Below are 15110 nucleotides of genomic sequence, written 5' to 3' on the forward strand. Positions count from 1 at the left end.
TGTGCTCACCGTGCGCGCCGTTCGCGGACTCAAGCCCTCACCAGTCCCTGTCGCGCGGCACCGCCCAGCGCCAGGTAGACATCCTCCAGGCTGGGCGTGGCGAGGGTGAAGTCGTCCAGGGCGGCGAAGGCGGCGCCGCCGGTGACGGTGGCGACGACCGCACGGGCCTCCTCGGGGGCGAGCCGCAGTGTCCAGCGGCGGCCCGACTCGGTGGCGCGGTCGCGCAGGGCGGCGACCTCCGGGACGTGCAGGGGCGCCGTCTCGCGCCACACCAGGTCGACGCGGACCTCACCGGCGACCTTCTCCTTGAGCCCGGAGGGCGTGTCACAGGCGATCACGCGTCCCCGGTCGAGGACGGCGACCCGGTCCATCACGGTCTCGGCCTCGATGACGTTGTGGGTGACGAGGAGCACGGTGGCGCCGCTCTCGGCGCGCCGCCGGTCGACGGCCCCCCACACCGCGCGCCGGGCCACCGGGTCCATACCGGTGGTCGGCTCGTCCAGGACGAGCAGCGAGCGCGCCCCCACCAGCGCGGCGGCGAAGCAGGCCAGGCGGCGCTGTCCGCCGGAGAGCTTCTTGATCGGGCGGGCGGCGAGCGGGGTCAGGCCCAGCTCGTCGAGGACGGCGTCCCGCTCGGCGCGGGCCTGCCGCACCTCCAGGCCGCGCAGCCGTCCGGTGGTCTCGGCGGCGAGGGAGACCGTCAGCTCGTCCAGGGCGCTGGACTCCTGCCCGAGGTAGGCGAGGATCCGCGCGGCCCGCTCCGGGTGGCGCACGATGTCGTGCCCGAGGATCTCCACGCTGCCGCGGTCGGGGCGCATCAGCCCGGTGAGCTGGCGTACGAGGGTGGACTTGCCGGCGCCGTTCGGTCCGAGCAGTCCGAAGATCTCGCCGCGGCGGATCTCCAGGCTCACGTCGTCGGTGGCCCGCACCTCGGGGGTGGCGGGAACGCCGCGCCTGCCGCGTACCGGCGGATAGGTCTTGGTCAGTCCGCGCACCACGCACACGGCATCGTCACCGGGTCGAAGTGCCTGTGCCGCGCGCGTACTCACAAGGGACGAGAGTACGGGGTCCGCCCCTCCGCCCCGCCCTCGGGTCCGCCCATAAGTGTCGATTCAGCCGGGAAAGCCGAAGGGGCGCCGGGGGGAGCCGGAGGAAAGCCGAGGGGAAGCCGGAGGGAAGCCGGAGGAGCGCCGGAGAGTCTCACTCCACCGCGGGGGTGCGCTCGGTCGCCGTCCGGACGTCGATCTCCCGCCAGAATCCGGCCCGGATCGCGTACCGGTCGTGCTCGTCGATCTGGTCGTCCTTGTGGGCCAGCAGTCCGAAGCGGGCCGCGTACCGCAGCAGCTCGCCGTCGACGCGGTGCGGGATGCGGGGGTACATCCCGGAGAGCTTCTGCAGGTGGCCGTGGTCGCCGAGGCGCTCCAGCCAGCGGCGGGCGAAGACCTGCCCGACCTCGTACGGGTCGCCGCCGACCGTGGTGATGTCCTCCTCGCGGTCGGCCCAGCGCTGCTCGGCGGTGGTGAGCTGGGCCAGCGTCGGCAGCGAGACGGCCTCGGGCGGCTCGGCGCCGGACCGGTCGACCCAGCCCTTGTCCGAGGACCAGCGCAGGGTGGCGGTCGGCGGGTGCGGGGCCGGGTGGGCGGTGGCGGCGCCGGGGGCACGCAGCGCGGCGAGGTCCTTGGGGGTGGGGACGCCCTTGGCGGGCGGTACGCGCTCCTCGGTGCCGTTGCGCGCGGCGCTGGTCGTCGTGGGGTGCTCCGGCTCCTCCGCGGGCCGCCGCTCGGCGGCGGCGGACAGGGCGGACTCGGGCAGCGGCGCGGAGAGGATCGCGGCGATCTCGGGGCGGGGCACGGGCGGCGGCGCGCAGATCCCGCCGATCTCCTTGGCGCGTACGGCCTTGGTGATCCACGTACGGTCCAGGACGCGCCGTTCGTCGGCCTCGGCGACCAGGTCCTCGGACTGGTTGTAGTCGCCGTCGGCCGCCTGCACGGCCCACAGGTGGACGGCGACTCCGTGCTCCTTCGCGGCCATCATGCCGGGCAGCAGGTCGCCGTCGCCGGTCACCAGGACGACGTCGGAGCAGGCGCGGTTGCGGGCGAGCTCGGTCAGCTCGGCGTGCATGGCGGCGTCCACGCCCTTCTGCGCCCAGCGGCCGTCGCTGCGGGTGAGGGCACCGAGCCGGACGGTGACCCGGGGCATCACGCGCAACCGGCGGTGTTCGGGCTGCGGGACGCGGTCGGGGGCGCCGTCGAACCAGTAGATGCGCAGCAGGGGCTGCTGCGTGTCGGACTCGGCGCGATCACGGAGCCCCTGGATGAGGGCGGCGTGATCGACGGTGATGCGTGAGCGCGACGGCTCTCCGGCGAGGAGACTGGCGGCGGCCCCCAGCAGATACCCGGCGTCCACCAGGACGATGCAGCGGTCCACGCGATCCACCCTCTTTCCGGGAGGTTTGCTTCGGGCTTCCTTCGAGTCTGCCCGACCACGCGGAGGTTAACGGCCCGAACTCGATCTTCGGCGTGGCGTTTCCGCACAACCGGTTCGCCCTCGCACCCCGACGAGCCGCATCACGGACGGTAATTGCCCGATATGCGTTCTTGGTTGGCCTATGTGAATCTGATCCCGGACCTGGCCCCCAGATCCCCCTCAGGAGGTAGATCACCATGGCCAAGAACAAGAACAACCGTGATCGTAAGCAGCCCCAGACCGAGCGCGCCCAGCAGACGGCCGAGTCCCCCGTGCTGGACCGCGAGGAGCAGCACGGCCCGCAGCTGACGCCCGGCGACGTCGCCTCCCGCAAGCGGCAGAAGCGCTTCGGCCACAACTGACACCCGCAGGACGGGCCGTTGCGGCCCGCACACCCGAGGGGCGCACCCGGCGACGGGTACGCCCCTCGGGCGCTACGGGGACCTCGGACACCTCGAAGGCCCCGGCGGCTTCGGCCGCCTCGCGCGCTCAGCCCGCCAGACAGGACGGACCGAGCAGCACCTTCAGGTCGCCGAACAGGGCCGGATCGGGCTTCACCCGGTGCCGGTCCAGCCGCAGCACCGTCGTCTTCCTCGGCCCCTGGAGCCTGATCCGCACCTCGCTGTCGCCCCGGTGGTGCGTGAGGATCTCGCCGAGGCGGCTGACCATGGGCGGGGTGACCCGGGTGGCGGGGATGGTGAGGACCACGGGCGCGTTGGTACCCGCGTTGGACAGGTCGGGAACCATCAGCTCCATGGCGACCAGCCGGGGCACGTCCTCCCGCTTGTCCAGGCGTCCCTTGACGAACACCACGGCGTCCTCGACGAGTTGGGTGGACACCAGCTGGTACGTCGCCGGGAAGAACATGCACTCGATGGAGCCCGCGAGGTCCTCCACGGTGGCGATGGCCCAGGCGTTGCCCTGCTTGGTCATCTTGCGCTGGAGGCCGGAGATGATGCCGCCGATGGTGACGACCGCGCCGTCGCCGAAGTCACCGCCGGTGAGCTGGGAGATGCCCGCGTCGGCCTTGTCGGACAGCACGTGCTCCAGGCCGAAGAGCGGGTGGTCGGAGACGTAGAGACCGAGCATCTCCCGCTCCTGGGCGAGCAGGTAGGTCTTGTCCCACTCGTCCTCGCCGAAGACGACGTCGAGTCCGAAGCCGGGCTCGTCGTTCTGCTCCTCGCCCATGCCGCCGAAGAGGTCGAACTGGCCCTCGGCCTCCTTGCGCTTGACCGCGACCACGTTGTCGATCATCGGCTCGTACTGCGCGGTGAGGCCCTTGCGGGTGTGCCCCATCTCGTCGAAGGCGCCGGCCTTGATCAGCGACTCCGTCGTCCGCTTGTTGCAGACGACGGCCTCCACCTTGTCGAGGTAGTCGGAGAAGGAGGCGTACTTCCCCTTGGCCTTGCGGCACCTGATGATCGACTCGACGACGTTGGTGCCGACGTTGCGCACGGCGGAGAGGCCGAAGAGGATCACGTCGTCGCCCTGCGCGGCGAAGTTCGACATGGACTCGTTGACGTTGGGCGGGAGGACCTTGATGCCCATGCGCCGGCACTCGTTCAGGTAGACGGCCGACTTGTCCTTGTCGTCCTTGACCGAGGTGAGCAGACCGGCCATGTACTCGGCCGGGTGGTTCGCCTTCAGGTACGCCGTCCAGTACGAGACCAGCCCGTACGCGGCGGAGTGCGCCTTGTTGAAGGCGTAGCCGGCGAAGGGGACCAGCACGTCCCACAGGGCCTGGATGGCCTCGTCGCTGTAGCCCTTCTTGCGGGCGCCCTCCTGGAAGAGGACGAAGTTCTTCGCCAGTTCGTCGGGCTTCTTCTTGCCCATCACGCGGCGGAGGATGTCGGCCTCGCCGAGCGAGTAGCCCGCGATGATCTGGGCGGCCTTCTGCACCTGCTCCTGGTAGACGATCAGGCCGTGGGTGACCGCGAGGACCTCCTGGAGGGGTTCCTCCAGCTCCTTGTGGATCGGCGTGATCTCCTGCAGGCCGTTCTTGCGCAGCGCGTAGTTGGTGTGCGAGTCCATGCCCATGGGGCCGGGACGGTAGAGCGCGGAGACGGCGGAGATGTCCTCGAAGTTGTCGGGCTTCATCAGCCGCAGCAGCGAGCGCATCGGTCCGCCGTCGAACTGGAAGACGCCGAGCGTGTCGCCCCGCTGGAGCAGGTCGAAGGTCTTGGGGTCGTCCAGCGGCAGCGACAGCAGGTCGAGGTCGATGCCCTTGTTGGACTTCACCATCTTGACGGCGTCGTCCATGATCGTGAGGTTGCGCAGGCCCAGGAAGTCCATCTTCAGCAGGCCGAGCGACTCGCACTGCGGGTAGTCCCACTGCGTGATGGTCACGCCGTCGGTGTGCCGCACCCAGATGGGGGCGTGGTCGACGATGGGCTCGCTGGACATGATCACGCCGGCGGCGTGCACGCCCATCTGCCGCACCAGGCCCTCGACGCCCTTGGCGGTGTCGATGACCTTCTTCACGTCCGGCTCGTTCTCGTACATCCCCCGGATCTCGCCGGCCTCGCTGTAGCGGGGGTGCGTGGGGTCCGTGATGCCGTTGAGGTCGATGCCCTTGCCGAGGACGTCGGCGGGCATGGCCTTGGTGAGCCGGTCGCCCATGGCGTACGGGTAGCCCAGGACGCGCGCGGAGTCCTTGATGGCGTTCTTCGCCTTGATCTTGCCGTACGTGCCGATCATGGCGACCTTGTCGGCGCCGTACTTCTCCGTCACGTACCTGATCACCTCGACGCGCCTGCGCTCGTCGAAGTCGATGTCGACGTCGGGCATGGAGACGCGCTCGGGGTTGAGGAACCGCTCGAAGATCAGACCGTGCGGGATCGGGTCGAGGTCGGTGATGCCCATGGCGTACGCCACGATCGAACCGGCCGCGGAGCCTCGGCCGGGGCCGACCGCGATGCCCTGGTTCTTGGCCCACATGATGAAGTCGGCGACCACCAGGAAGTAGCCCGGGAACCCCATCTGGATGATGACGTCCATCTCGTACTCGGCCTGCTTCTGGCGGTCGTCGGGGACGCCGCCGGGGAAGCGGCGCTCCATGCCGCGGCGGACCTCCTCCTGGAACCAGGTGACCTCGGTGAAGCCCGCGGGGATGTCGAACTTCGGCATGAGGTCGCGCTTCTCGAACATGCCGTCGATGTCGATCATCTCGGCGATCAGGCGCGTGTTGGCGCAGCCCTCCTGCCAGGCGTCGGAGGAGTCGATGGCGTACATCTCGTCCGTCGACTTCAGGTAGTAGCCGGTGCCGTCGAAGCGGAAGCGGTCGGGGTCGGAGAGGTTCTTGCCGGTCTGGATGCACAGCAGGGCGTCGTGGGCGGTCGCCTCGTGCGCGTAGGTGTAGTGCGAGTCGTTCGTCACCAGGGGCGGGATGCCGAGCTTCTTGCCGATCCGCAGCAGGTCCTCGCGCACCCTGTGCTCGATGTCGATGCCGTGGTCCATCAGCTCCAGGAAGTACCGGTCCTTGCCGAAGATGTCCTGGTAGTCGGAGGCGGCCTGGACGGCCTCGTCGAAGTGACCGAGGCGCAGCCGCGTCTGCACCTCGCCGGAGGGGCAGCCGGTGGAGGCGACGATCCCCTCGGACCACTGGGAGATCGTCTCCTTGTCCATCCGGGGCCACTTCTGCAGCCAGCCCTCGGCGTACGCGTCGGAGGAGAGACGGAAGAGGTTGTGCAGGCCGGTGCTGTTCGTCGCCCACATGGTCTTGTGGGTGTAACCGCCCGAACCGGAGACGTCGTCCCGCTTCTGGTGCGGCTGGCCCCACTGGATCTTGCGCTTGTTGCGGCGGGACTCGGGGGCGACGTACGCCTCGATGCCGATGATCGGGGTGACTCCGGCCTTCTTCGCGGAGTGGAAGAAGTCGTACGCCCCGTGCAGGTTGCCGTGGTCGGACATGGCGATGTGCGTCATGCCCATTTCATTGCAGGCGTCGAACATGTCCTTCAGCCGTGCGGCACCGTCCAGCAGCGAGTACTGGGTGTGGACGTGCAGGTGCGTGAACGGCGGCTTGGACACGTTCGGCCTCCAAATCAGGGCTTGGGCGCGAAGCGCCTCGTTGAGGGGCGACGGGCCGGCGGCGGGCCGCGGCCGGTCCGCGGTCGGTCCGGGGGTCAGCGTCGAAGTCTATGCCTCGCCACTGACACTCCGAGGCGATCCGCGCGTACCTTCGGGGGCGGGCCCGCGTGTCGGGGCGGACCCCGGGCGCGGGCACTCCCGCACCCCTTCGAACGTTGGTCCGAGTGGAGACGCGCTCCACTCGTCACGCACCACCCGCACCAGGAGGCACCAGGCATGTCGGTCCCGCAGCTCAACGAGGAGCACCGCGGCGAGGAGATCCTCGCCGTCTTCGACACCGCCTTCGGCCAGCTGCTGGCCGCGGATCCGGCGGCGTTCCGCGTGAAGTTCCGGAAGATGGCTGCCTCGGCCTTCGCCTTCTACCGCGGCACGGCATGTCTCTTTTACCATGATCTGACCGTGGACCAGGAGTTCGGTTCACAGCAGGGCGGCCCGTACCTGGACGAGCGGACCTCCCGGGTGTGGATCCACGGCGACCTGCACGCGGAGAACTTCGGCACGTACATGGACTCGACCGGCCGGCTGATCTTCAACGTCAACGACTTCGACGAGGCCTACGTCGGACCCTTCACCTGGGACCTCAAGCGCTTCGCCGCCTCCGTCGCGCTGATCGGGTACGCGAAGGCGCTCAGCGACGAGCAGATCACCGAGCTGGTGCGGGTGTACGCGGACGCGTACCGGGAGCGGATCCGCGCCCTGGCCACCGGGGCCAAGAGCGACGAGGTGCCGCCGTTCACGCTGGACACCGCGGACGGGCCGCTGCTGGGCGCCCTGCGTGTCGCGCGGTCCCTGACCCGTTTCGGGCTGCTGGAGACGATGACCGAGATCCGGGACTTCGAGCGCCGTTTCGCCCCGGGCGGCGGCTCCATCGAGCTGGACGCGGCCACCCGTTACAAGGTGCTCGCGGCCTTCGACGGATACCTGGAGACGCTCCCGGAGTCGTCCCTGACCCGCCCGGACTCCTACCGCGTGAAGGACGTCGTCGGCCGCCGCGGCATCGGCATCGGATCCGCCGGCCTGCCCTCGTACAACATCCTCCTGGAGGGCAACAGCGACGCCCTGGAGAACGACGTCGTGATCTACATCAAGCAGGCCCAGACCCCGGCGGTCTCCCGGCACATCACCGACCAGGCCATCCGGGACTACTTCCAGCACGAGGGCCACCGCACGGTGATCTCCCAGCGCGCCCTCCAGGCGCACGCCGACCCGTGGCTGGGCTGGACCGAGCTGGACGGCTCGGGTCAGCTGGTCGCCGAGGTCTCGCCGTACGCCGTCGACCTGGACTGGGGCGACATCGACGACCCGGAGGAGATCGCCGAGGTCGTCGCCGACCTGGGCCGGGCCACGGCGGCCATGCACGCGGCGGCGGACGACCAGTCCGGCGAGTCCCTGGTGCCCTTCTCCACCGAGCGGGCCATCGACGCGGCGATCGCCGCCGACGAGGAGGGCTTCGCCCCCCTGCTGGTCGACTTCGCCCACCGGTACGGCGCACGCGCGCGTGCCGACCACCAGACCTTCGTCGACCTCTTCCGCAACGGCCGGATCCCGGGTCTGTAACCGTCGGCTCTCGCACAGGAACCCTTTAGGGGTCCCTTACCGGGCCCCATGACACACTCTCCAATCGCTATGGACATATCCGGAACCCCGCTCAGAGCCGTGCGCGCGGCGCTGTTCACGGCACTCGTCGTGACGCTCAGCACCGCGTCGCACGTACTGCTGTCCGGGGTCCCGCTGCCGCTGCCCACCGTGGCCGGGGTCGCCGCCGCCGTCTTCCTGATCGCGTACGCCCTGGCCGGGCGGCGCGAGCGCGGCTTCGGGCGGATCGCCGCCCTGCTGATCCCGCTGGAGCTGGCCGCCGACACGGTCTTCACCACCGGCCAGCACGTCTGCTACGGACGGACGGGCGGCCCGGTCACGGGCCCGCTGCGCTCCGTCGGCTTCGACGTGCTGTGCGGCGGCGGGACCGGCGTCCACGCCGGCGTCGCGGCCCCGCTGACCCGGGTCACGGGCGCCGAGACCGACCGGCTGGCGACCGTGCTCGCCGACTCCGACCCCGCGACCGCCTGGCTGCTGCTCGGCGCGCACGTCGGCGTCGGCCTGCTGGCGGCGGCCTGGCTGCGGCGCGGCGAGCGCGCGCTGGCCCAGCTGCTGAGCGCGGTGGCCGCGACCACCTTCCGGCCGCTGCTGCTCGCCGTCGCGGCCGTGAGCGTACGCCGGGCCCCGGCGGTGCGCTGCCCGGCGGCCCCGGCCCGCCGCACCACCGGCGCCCGCGAGCGGATCCTCACGCACTCCCTGGGACGGCGCGGACCACCGTGCTCGGCCGCCTTCGTGTGACGTGTCACCGAGCACCCAGCAGTCCCCCGTACGCATTCCGCACACACCCGTGTGCGCGTCCCCGGAGAGATCACCACCATGAGCAAGCGGAACACCCAGGCGGCCAAGACGGCGGCGCGTGAGCGCCTGCGCGAGGAGCGCGAGCGTCAGGCCAGGCGTGACAAGACCAAGCGGCAGGTCGTCGTGGCCTGCTCCATCGTCGGCGTGCTGGCGATAGCCGGCGGCATCGGCTACGCCGTCATGCAGATGAACGAGCCCTCGGGCTGGGACAAGGCCGCCGACGCCAAGGTGGTGGCCCCGGCCAACACCTCCGGCAAGAACGGCACCACGGTCCTCGTCGGCGACTCCAAGTCCGACCACGTCGTCCACCTCTACGAGGACCCGCGCTGCCCGGGCTGCGCCTCCTTCGAGCAGGGCGTCGGCGAGTCCGTCAACAAGGGCATGGAGGACGGCACCTACAAGCTGTCCTTCACGATCGGCACCTTCCTCGACGGGAACCTCGGCGGTGAGGGCTCGAAGAACGCGCTGAGCGCGCTCGGTGCCGCGCTGAACGTCAGCCCCGAGGCGTTCATCGACTACAAGACGGCGCTCTACTCCTCCGAGCACCACCCCTCGGAGTCGACCGACGAGTTCGCCAAGGACGACTACCTGATCAAGGTGGCGGACACGGTCGAGGCCCTGAAGAACAACAAGAAGTTCCAGGACGCCGTGGAGAAGGGCACCTACGACGCCTGGGCGATGAAGATGAGCGACGCCTTCCAGAAGGCCGAGGACGTCCAGTCGACCCCGACCGTCAAGATCAACGACAAGGTGATCGAGACCCCGGGCACGGACGCCGACTGGCAGAAGGCTCTCAAGGACGCCGGCGTCACCAAGTGAACCTGGCGTGAACGGGCGGGCGAACTTCCCGAGTTCGCCCGCCCGCTCGCATACCGATCAGTAACCTGATCGGTCGTGACCAGTCGACACAGACCATCCGAGAACACCGTTCCGTCGGCCGCCGACGGTGCGGACACCCTGATCCCGAGCCGCCGTACGGTCGTCAAGGCCGCGGCGGCCGGCGCCGTCCTGGCCGCCCCGCTCGCCGCGGCGCTGCCCGCCGGTGCCGCCGGCGTCGCCCCCGCCTTCCTGCACGGCGTCGCCTCCGGCGATCCTCCCCCACTGCCTCAACGGCGTGGGGGGACCCCCACCCCGACGGCGTCCTGCTGTGGACCCGGGTGACCCCGACGCCCGAGTCCATACCGGGTTCCGGGGCCGGCCCGGACACCGAGGTGAGCTGGGTCGTCGCCACGGACAAGGCGTTCACGAACATCGTCGCCAAGGGGTCCACCACGGCGACGGCCGCCTCCGACCACACCGTCAAGGCCGACGTCCGGGGCCTGTCACCCGCCACGGACTACTGGTTCCGCTTCTCCGCCGGCCCCACCGACTCCCCCGCCGCCCGCACCCGCACCGCCCCCGCGGCCGACGCGGCGGTGACGGGCCTGCGCTTCGGCGTGGTCTCCTGCTCCAACTGGGAGGCCGGCCACTTCTCGTCGTACCGGCATCTCGCGGCCCGCGGCGACCTGGACGCCTGGCTGCACCTGGGCGACTACATCTACGAGTACGGCGCCGGCGAGTACGGCACCCGCGACACCGTCGTACGGCCGCACGCGCCCGCCCACGAGATCCTCACCCTCGCGGACTACCGCCTCCGGCACGGCCGGTACAAGACCGACCCCGACCTCCAGGCGTTGCACGCCGCGGCGCCCGTCGTGGCGATCTGGGACGACCACGAGATCGCCAACGACGCCTGGTCGGGCGGTGCCGGGAACCACACCGAGGGCGCCGAGGGCACCTGGCCGGCGCGTCAGGCCGCCGCCAAGCGGGCCTACTTCGAGTGGATGCCGGTGCGCCCCGCGATCGCCGGCACCACCTACCGCAGGCTGCGCTTCGGCAAGCTGGCCGACCTGTCGCTGCTGGACCTGCGCTCCTTCCGCTCGCAGCAGGTGGCGCTCGGCGACGGCGAGGTCGACGACCCGGAGCGGACCCTCACCGGCCGCGCCCAGCTCGACTGGCTCAAGTCCAATCTCGCCTCCTCGGACACCAGGTGGCGGCTGGTCGGCAACTCGGTGATGATCTCGCCGTTCGCCATCGGCTCGATCCCCGCCGAGCTGCTGAAGCCGCTCGCCGAACTGCTCGGGCTGCCCAAGGAGGGCCTCGCCCTCAACACCGACCAGTGGGACGGGTACACCGACGACCGCCGCGAACTGCTGGCGCACCTGCGCGCGAACGCCGTCCGCAACACGGTCTTCCTGACCGGCGACATCCACATGGCCTGGGCCAACGACGTGCCGCACAACGCCGCCACGTACCCGCTGTCCGCCTCGGCCGCCACGGAGTTCGTCGTCACCTCGGTGACCTCCGACAACCTCGACGACATCCTCAAGGTCCCCGAGGGGACGGTCTCGGCGATCGCCGCACCGGTCATCCGGGCCGCGAACCGGCACGTCCACTGGGTCGACACCGACCGGCACGGCTACGGCGTGCTGGACATCACCGCGGACCGGACGCAGATGGACTACTACGTCGTCTCCGACCGCACCGAGCCGGACGCCACGTCGAAGTGGGCGCGTTCGTACCGCACCCGCAGCGGTACGCAGCGGGTGGAGCGGGTCTACTCGCCGGTCTGATTCCCGGTCCGGCCCCCGTCGCCGGCGGTCTCGTCCTGCGCCCGGAGCGAGTCGAGGAAGCCGAGCGCCACCCGCCAGGTGGCCTCGGCCGCCTCCTCGTCGTAGTCCGGCAGGCCGGGGTCGGTGTAGAGGTGGCCGGCCCCGGCGTATCGGTACACCTCGACGTCGGCGCCGGTCCGGCCCATCTGGAGATACCAGGCGCTCAGCCAGTCGTCCGTCTCGAAGGCGTCCGGCTCCGCCACGTGCAGCTGGACCGGCAGGTCGTCGACCGAGGCGTTGGCCGCGATGTCCGAGGTGCCGTGCAGAAGCAGCAGGCCGCGGGAGCGGTGGTCACCGAGGGCGAGGGTCTGGGCGACGGAGGCGCCGAGCGAGAACCCGGCGTACACCAGCCCGCGTTCGGAATACGGGGCGGCGGCCAGCACGGCCCGCTTCAGCAGCTCCTCCTTGCCGATCTCCTCCTGGTGGGCCATGCCCTCCTCGACCGTGTCGAACGTCCGGCCCTCGAAGAGGTCCGGTGTCCACACCTGGTGCCCGGCTTCGCGCAGCCGGTCGGCGGCCTGCCGCACCGCGGGCCTGGGGCCGAGGGTCGAGTGAAAGAGCACGATGTTCATGAGCCCATGGTGCCAGCCGGGTGTGACAACGCGGTGCGCGGCGATACCCGGGACGGGACGGAAGTCACAGGTTCGCGGCACGGCGGGTCCGGTTACGTTCGAGGGATGGAGACCATACTCCGGCCCCTGATCGTGGTCGGCGGTTCCGTCCTGCTGACCCTGGTCATCGGATGGGCCACCGACCTGCTGTTGCGCAAGGCCGACGGACGGCACCCCGAGACGCCCCTGTGGGGGCTGCTGCGCCGTGCCCGCATCCCCTACCAGCTCCTCCTCTGCTCGGCACTGCTGAGGGGGTCGTACGTCGAGGCACAGGTGTTCCCCGACCACCGGGAGGGGGTCGGCCGGACGCTGACGCTGGTGCTGATCGGCTCGGCGGCCTGGCTGGTGATCCGGATCGCCGCGGCGGTCGTCGAGACGTCGTACTCCCGCTACGCGCACGCCCACGCCCAGCGCAACCCTGCCCGGGTCCGGCGGGTGCGTACGCAGGTGTCGCTGATCATGCGGGTGGTCTCGGCGGTCGTCGGCGTGGTCGCCGTGTCGTCGATGCTGCTGACGTTCCCCGCGATGCAGGCGGCGGGCGCCTCGCTGCTGGCCTCGGCCGGCATCCTCGGCATCGTCGCCGGTGTGGCCGCCCAGTCCACGCTGGGCAACATGTTCGCCGGTTTCCAGATCGCCTTCGGCGACATGGTGCGCATGGGCGACACGGTCGTGGTGGACGGGGAGTGGGGCACCGTCGAGGAGATCACCCTCACGTTTCTGACCGTGCGTACCTGGGACGAGCGCCGGATCACCATGCCGGTGTCGTACTTCACGTCGAAGCCGTTCGAGAACTGGTCGCGCGGCACCCCGCAGATGACCGGGACCGTCTACTGGCACCTCGACCACTCGGCGCCGCTGGATGCGATGCGCGAGCGGCTGCGCGACATCCTGCGGGAGTGCCCGGCCTGGGACGGCCGCGACTACAACCTGACCGTCACCGACACCACCCCGAACACCATGCAGGTGCGGGCCCTGGTGACGGCGAAGGACGCGGACGACATCTGGACGGTACGGGTCACGGTCCGCGAGGGGATGATCCGCTGGCTCGCCGAAGAGCACCCGCACGCACTGCCGCGGATCAACACGGCGGACGCGGTCACGCGTCCGCCCCTCGACGGCCTGCACCGCCCCCGCCGCTCCCCCGACAGCAGTCCCCGCCGCTTCCCGGAACAGCCGGCCAAGAGCCTGTGAGCCCGCTGAGGCGGGGCCCCGGCATGTACGGCGGGGGCCCGCCTCAGCGCAGGCTGCGGACGTCGAGCTGACGCAGTACGCGGTCCACGATCTCCGGGTCGGCTCCGGCCTCGCTGCGCGCGGCCAGCACCTCGTGCCGGGCGGCGCTCATCATCTCGCCCTGGATACGGCGGATCCGCTTGGCCCGCCTGGCCCGCTGCTCCTGTGCCTCGCGCCGCTCCTCGTCGGCGACGTCGGGGCTGATCCGCATCCCGATGTCGAAGGCCCGCCGCAGCAGCTGCTCGGACAGTTCCTCCGGCAGCTCCTCGACCGACTCGATCTCCCTGAGCCGCTGCTTCGCGGCCCTGGCCGCCCGTACGGCCAGTTCCTTCTCGTACTCCTTCTCCCGCTCGGTGTCCGCCCGCACCCCGAGCCGGCCCACCAGCCACGGCAGCGTCAGCCCCTGCAACAGCAGGGTGACCATGATCACGCCGAACGCGACGAAGATGATCTCCTCGCGGTGGGGGAAGGCGGACCCGTCGTCCGTCTCCAGCGGGATCGCGAGCGCCAGCGCGACCGAGGCGACGCCCCGCATCCCCGACCACCACATGACCACGGTCTCCCGCAGGGACATGGGGATGTCCTCGTCGCGGTCGCGCCTGGCGTGCAGCCGCTTCGTCAGCCAGGTGGCCGGCAGCAGCCACACCAGCCGCACCACGATCACCACACCGGCGATCGCCGCGGCCCAGCCGAGCAACTCGGTCCAGTGACCGGAGGCCGTGCGAATCGCGTTGTGCAGCTCCAGACCGACCAGCCCGAACGCGACGCCGGTGACGAGCGTGTCGACGACGTCCCACACGGTGTGCCCGGCGAGCCGGATCATCACGTCGTCGGCGTCGAAGGCGTACTCGGCGAGGAACATCGCGGTGGTGAGCACCGCGAGCACCCCGGAGCCGTGCAGTTCCTCGGCCAGGACGTAGGCCGCGTACGGAACCAGCAGGGTCAGGCCGATCTGCAGGGTGGCGTCTCCCAGCAGGCTCAGCAGCCTGTTGGTGGCCCAGCCCAGGGCGAGGCCGACCGCGACGGCGACGACGGCGGACAGCACCAGGTCGAGCCCGGCCCGCCACGGCGAGAAGGTGCCGCCGACGGCCGCGGCGATGGCCACGTGGTACAGGACGATGGCCGTGACGTCGTTGAACAGCCCCTCGCCCTCCAGGATGGAGACCAGGCGGCGCGGCAGTCCCAGTTGCCCGGCGACGGCGGTCGCCGCGACGGGGTCGGGCGGCGCCACCAGCGCGCCCAGCGCGAAGGCGGCGGCGATCGGCAGCCCCGGCACGACCGCGCTCGCCACCGCGGCCACGCAGGTCATGGTGACGAAGACCAGCGCGACCGCCAGCAGGAAGATCGGGCGTTTGTTGGCCGCGAACTGCCGCCAGGACGTGCGCCGCACGGCCGCGTACAGCAGCGGCGGCAGCAGCGCGGGCAGGATGAGCTCGGGCGGGATGTCGACGTCGGGCACGAACTCGAGCAGCGCCAGGACGATCCCGAGGACCGTCATCAGCACCGGCGCCGGCAGCCCGAGCCGGGCACCGGCCGGGACGCTCAGCAGGGCCCCGAGCAGCAGCATGAACAACAGGGCCAGCTGATCCACGGTCAGCGCTCCGGTGGGGTCTAGGGGCTGTCGTGACGGCGGACCTCAAGCCTGCCACGCCACCGGCCCCACCAGCCC

Annotated in this window: 10 protein-coding genes and 1 pseudogene; 6 read left to right on the forward strand and 5 right to left on the reverse strand. The window is 70.9% G+C overall.

The window, feature by feature from the left end; all coding sequences use genetic code 11:
- Positions 1-29: 29 nt before the first annotated feature.
- Together ACH4NX_RS07950 and ACH4NX_RS07955 are read right to left on the reverse strand one after the other, a co-directional pair.
- On the reverse strand, positions 30-1004 hold the full coding sequence (locus ACH4NX_RS07950; RefSeq protein WP_351392490.1) for an ABC transporter ATP-binding protein: 975 nt from the start codon (positions 1002-1004) through the stop codon (positions 30-32).
- Positions 1005-1200: 196 nt separating this feature from the next.
- Positions 1201-2427: an NYN domain-containing protein gene (locus tag ACH4NX_RS07955; RefSeq protein WP_351392110.1), complete on the reverse strand. Its 1227-nt coding sequence runs from the start codon at positions 2425-2427 to the stop codon at positions 1201-1203.
- Positions 2428-2663: 236 nt separating this feature from the next.
- Between ACH4NX_RS07955 and ACH4NX_RS07960 the strand changes: the two genes are divergently transcribed.
- The gene (locus tag ACH4NX_RS07960; protein WP_351392113.1) at positions 2664-2828 is read left to right on the forward strand and encodes a hypothetical protein; all 165 of its coding nucleotides are present in this window, start codon (positions 2664-2666) and stop codon (positions 2826-2828) included.
- 127 nt (positions 2829-2955) lie between these two features.
- Here the strand turns inward: ACH4NX_RS07960 and dnaE are convergent, their stop codons facing one another.
- Complete coding sequence (gene dnaE, locus ACH4NX_RS07965) at positions 2956-6495, reverse strand: DNA polymerase III subunit alpha (protein ID WP_351392115.1); 3540 nt, start codon at positions 6493-6495, stop codon at positions 2956-2958.
- Between the two features lie 276 nt (positions 6496-6771).
- Here dnaE and ACH4NX_RS07970 point away from each other — a divergent pair, with 276 nt between their 5' ends.
- From ACH4NX_RS07970 to ACH4NX_RS07985, 4 genes and pseudogenes are all read left to right on the forward strand, one after another.
- The gene (locus ACH4NX_RS07970; RefSeq protein ID WP_351392118.1) at positions 6772-8112 is read left to right on the forward strand and encodes a DUF2252 domain-containing protein; all 1341 of its coding nucleotides are present in this window, start codon (positions 6772-6774) and stop codon (positions 8110-8112) included.
- A gap of 69 nt (positions 8113-8181) precedes the next feature.
- Positions 8182-8889: a hypothetical protein gene (locus ACH4NX_RS07975; protein WP_351392121.1), complete on the forward strand. Its 708-nt coding sequence runs from the start codon at positions 8182-8184 to the stop codon at positions 8887-8889.
- 78 nt (positions 8890-8967) lie between these two features.
- Positions 8968-9768 carry a DsbA family protein gene (locus ACH4NX_RS07980; RefSeq protein ID WP_398127724.1) on the forward strand — a complete coding sequence of 267 codons (801 nt, stop codon included), beginning with the start codon at positions 8968-8970 and terminating at the stop codon, positions 9766-9768.
- A 75-nt stretch (positions 9769-9843) separates the two neighbouring features.
- Positions 9844-11561: pseudogene (locus tag ACH4NX_RS07985) on the forward strand (alkaline phosphatase D family protein).
- Here the strand turns inward: ACH4NX_RS07985 and ACH4NX_RS07990 are convergent.
- Positions 11546-12217 carry a dienelactone hydrolase family protein gene (locus ACH4NX_RS07990; RefSeq protein ID WP_398127812.1) on the reverse strand — a complete coding sequence of 224 codons (672 nt, stop codon included), beginning with the start codon at positions 12215-12217 and terminating at the stop codon, positions 11546-11548. The pseudogene ACH4NX_RS07985 and the gene ACH4NX_RS07990 sit on opposite strands and share 16 nt — an antisense overlap.
- Positions 12218-12277: 60 nt before the next feature.
- On the opposite strand from ACH4NX_RS07990, the gene ACH4NX_RS07995 reads away from it, so the two are divergent.
- Entirely contained in the window at positions 12278-13402 is a 1125-nt protein-coding gene (locus ACH4NX_RS07995; RefSeq protein WP_351392126.1) for a mechanosensitive ion channel domain-containing protein, read from the forward strand.
- Between the two features lie 43 nt (positions 13403-13445).
- Here the strand turns inward: ACH4NX_RS07995 and ACH4NX_RS08000 are convergent, their stop codons facing one another.
- The gene (locus ACH4NX_RS08000; protein ID WP_351392129.1) at positions 13446-15032 is read right to left on the reverse strand and encodes a Na+/H+ antiporter; all 1587 of its coding nucleotides are present in this window, start codon (positions 15030-15032) and stop codon (positions 13446-13448) included.
- Between the last annotated feature and the right edge of the window lie 78 nt (positions 15033-15110).

Origin of the sequence: Streptomyces sp. NPDC017225 (assembly GCF_044331465.1) — a bacterium.
GTDB lineage: Bacteria > Actinomycetota > Actinomycetes > Streptomycetales > Streptomycetaceae > Streptomyces.

Excerpts from the sequence above, each read along its gene's own strand:
- ACH4NX_RS07960 (WP_351392113.1), top strand. The coding sequence starts at position 2,664 with ATGGCCAAGAACAAGAACAACCGTGATCGTAAGCAGCCCCAGACCGAG.
- ACH4NX_RS07970 (WP_351392118.1), top strand. The coding sequence starts at position 6,772 with ATGTCGGTCCCGCAGCTCAACGAGGAGCACCGCGGCGAGGAGATCCTC.
- ACH4NX_RS07975 (WP_351392121.1), top strand. The coding sequence starts at position 8,182 with ATGGACATATCCGGAACCCCGCTCAGAGCCGTGCGCGCGGCGCTGTTC.
- ACH4NX_RS07980 (WP_398127724.1), top strand. The coding sequence starts at position 8,968 with ATGAGCAAGCGGAACACCCAGGCGGCCAAGACGGCGGCGCGTGAGCGC.
- ACH4NX_RS07995 (WP_351392126.1), top strand. The coding sequence starts at position 12,278 with ATGGAGACCATACTCCGGCCCCTGATCGTGGTCGGCGGTTCCGTCCTG.